Genomic DNA, 2,208 nt, shown 5'->3' with positions numbered 1-2,208 from the left:
GCTCGCGAAGGCGGTGTGTCAGTCGACATTATTATTGCCTGACACACCGCCTTCGCGAGCAAGCCCGCTCCCACAGTTATGCGTTGAACCGCACGCCCGGTTTGGCCCGCTCATCCACCGTCAACTCAAACACGTCCGGGCGCGCGTAGTGCCCGACTACGTCGTAGTCATAACGGGCGCGGATCAGGTCGTCGGTGTTGATTTCGGCGGTGAGCAAACCCGCCTCGTCGCGCAGTGGCCCGGCGAGAATGTCGCCCATCGGCCCCACAATCACGCTGCCGCCGGCAATCAACGGGCGTTGCGCCGGCCAGTTGGCGATTTCCACGCCCAAGGCTTGCGGTGAGGCCTGGACCTGACAGGCGCTGACCACAAAGCAGCGTCCTTCATGGGCGATGTGGCGCATGCTGACCTGCCACATTTCCCGCTCATCCACGGTCGGCGCGCACCAGACCTCGACGCCTTTGGCGTACATCGCGGTGCGCAGCAGCGGCATCATGTTTTCCCAGCACACCACTGCGCCGATTCGCCCGACCTGGCTGTCGATCACCGGCAAGGTCGAACCATCGCCCTTGCCCCAGATCAGTCGTTCAGTGCCGGTGGGCATCAGTTTGCGGTGCTTGGCGACCAGACCGGCCTGCGGATCGAAATACAGCGCGGTGCAATACAAGGTGCTGCCCGCCCGTTCGATCACGCCGATCACCAGATTGGCCCCGGTGCGTGAGGACAATCCGGCTAACGCTTCTGTCTCGACGCCGGGCACGTCGATGGCGTTGTCGAAATACCGTGCAAACGCTTCACGACCTTCCGGCAGTCGATAGCCGAGTTGCGTGCCGAAACCCTCGCCTTTGGGGTAGCCGCCAAGCAACGCCTCAGGCATGACCACCAGTGCGGCGCCGGATTCGATAATGGCGGTTTCCCAGGAGAGGATTTGATCGAGGGTATCGGCCTTGCCGCCGGGCAAGGCGCCGATTTGCAGGGCAGCAACGATGGACTTGGGCATCGCGGTGACTCCGTCAGTAATGAGGTGTTGCTCATTCTCCGGCGCCACAGGATCATGAATAAAGCCCGACTCACTGCTGAATGATATGAATCAAATGAATATCGCCACCGTCGATCTCAACCTGCTCAAAGTCTTCGAAGCCTTGCATGAGGAATCCAGCGCCAGCCGTGCCGCGCTGCGTCTGGGCGTGACGCAATCGGCGGTCAGCGCGGCGTTGCGCAGGTTGCGAGAGGTGTACGGCGATCAGTTGTTCGTGCGCACGGGTCGAGGCCTTGCGCCGACGCTCAAGGCCAACCAATTGAAACCGGTGGTCAGCGATGCGCTGGATAAATGCCGCCAGAGCCTGGCGATGGTCGATCCGGCCGCCCATCACTACGACGGACGCTCGGTGGCGGTGGGTTTGTCGGATGATTTCGAAATCGCCTACGGGCGGCGATTGATCGATGAGATCGCACGATGTGCGCCGAAACTGCGGCTGATTTTTCGCCAGACCCATAGCCAGATCGTCGCCAGGGCCTTGATGGAACGCAGCATCGATCTGGCGATCACGGCCGGCGGGTTCGCCGAGCGACTGCTCAGTCGTCAGGTGCTGGGTGAAGGGGGTTATCTGTGTCTGGTGGACCCACTCAGCCTGGCCGAGGGGCAGCAGGCGATCAGCCTTGAGGAGTTTGTCGCCCGCGAACACATCCTGGTGTCTTCGGGGGGCTTTATCGGAATTACCGATGAGGGCCTGGCGGCGTTGGGGCTGAGCCGGCGGGTATGCGCCTCGACCACGCACTTTGCCGCGTTGCCGCATCTGCTCAAGGGCAGTCAGGCGGTGGCAACCATTCCGGCCCATGCGGCCCAGAGTATCGCCGCGCTCAGTGGACTGGCGCTACTGCCCTGCCCTTTGGCGCTGCCACGCTATCCGATCGAACTGGGCTGGCGCACCCATACTCAGCTCGATCCGGTGGTGTTGAAAGTGCGCGAGGCGATTATCACGACCTTTTCCCACCCGTAGGAGCTGCCGCAGGCTGCGATCCTTTGATCTTCGGCAGTTTCGAAACCGGCAAAAGAGCAAGATCAAAAGATCGCAGCCTTCCAGACTGTGTGAAAACCTAGCCATTTGCGCAACGATTCAAGAAAATGCCCCGTATTGAAAGATACGGGGCATTTTTGCTGTGGCGTATATCCAAGGTGAACCACGAAACCAGACCAGCCTATTCCCG

General features: G+C 61.2%; 2 protein-coding genes. One reads left to right on the top strand and one right to left on the bottom strand.

The features are described from left to right. Window positions 1-76 precede the first annotated feature (76 nt). The gene (locus KGB14_RS24330; RefSeq protein ID WP_223489197.1) at window positions 77-1,000 is read right to left on the bottom strand and encodes a carbon-nitrogen hydrolase family protein; all 924 of its coding nucleotides are present in this window, start codon (window positions 998-1,000) and stop codon (window positions 77-79) included. Window positions 1,001-1,085: 85 nt separating this feature from the next. Between KGB14_RS24330 and KGB14_RS24325 the strand changes: the two genes are divergently transcribed. Beyond that, window positions 1,086-2,000: a LysR family transcriptional regulator gene (locus tag KGB14_RS24325; protein WP_223489195.1), complete on the top strand. Its 915-nt coding sequence runs from the start codon at window positions 1,086-1,088 to the stop codon at window positions 1,998-2,000. The last annotated feature ends 208 nt before the right edge of the window (window positions 2,001-2,208 follow it).

This window comes from Pseudomonas sp. A-RE-19, from assembly GCF_019956555.1.
In the GTDB taxonomy this organism is placed as follows: domain Bacteria; phylum Pseudomonadota; class Gammaproteobacteria; order Pseudomonadales; family Pseudomonadaceae; genus Aquipseudomonas.
This window is presented reverse-complemented; position numbering and strand designations above follow the sequence as displayed.

Coding starts and splice junctions, on each gene's coding strand:
- KGB14_RS24330 (WP_223489197.1), bottom strand. CDS start 1,000: ATGCCCAAGTCCATCGTTGCTGCCCTGCAAATCGGCGCCTTGCCCGGC.
- KGB14_RS24325 (WP_223489195.1), top strand. CDS start 1,086: ATGAATCAAATGAATATCGCCACCGTCGATCTCAACCTGCTCAAAGTC.